Origin of the sequence: Syntrophomonas sp. UBA1041 (assembly GCF_002316705.1) — a bacterium.
Classification (GTDB): Bacteria; Bacillota; Syntrophomonadia; order Syntrophomonadales; family Syntrophomonadaceae; genus DTU019.
The window spans coordinates 1-376 of record NZ_DCEA01000058.1 but is presented as its reverse complement, the minus strand read 5'-3'; the positions used below and the strand labels follow the sequence as shown (position 1 = coordinate 376).

Here is a 376-nt window from a genome sequence, read left to right as displayed (position 1 = left end):
TTCCGTATTAAGAGCTTTTTTTGCATTTTGCTCCACTTTAGGTTTAAGCTTTAAAAACCCCACTTCCAATCACCTTCTTCTTGGATTTTTTCGGTGTTCAAATATTTATAATCAAAATAATTACAAAAACCCTACAGGCATATAATCTGACTGTCGGATATTGCATTGCCGGCTCAAACCAGTCTGATTTTCTCGTGTTTGTCAATTTGAACCACTTTGCCATCTTGAATGATAATTGTAAGCGAACCGAAGCGAATTTCTTCTATTAAATTGAGCAAATAATCCAAATCCAGACGAGAGATAATCAAACGTTCATCTTTCGAAAGGTTTTTTTCAAGACTCATCTTTTCACCTCCTGCCCTCCATTTCATTATAA

At 35.1% G+C, this 376-nt stretch carries 1 protein-coding gene; it reads right to left on the bottom strand.

Annotated features, from left to right (window positions below; all coding sequences use genetic code 11):
- Positions 1-173: 173 nt before the first annotated feature.
- Positions 174-376: YezD family protein (locus B2633_RS08445; RefSeq protein ID WP_483170164.1), on the bottom strand; the 203-nt coding region annotated here is incomplete at its 5' end.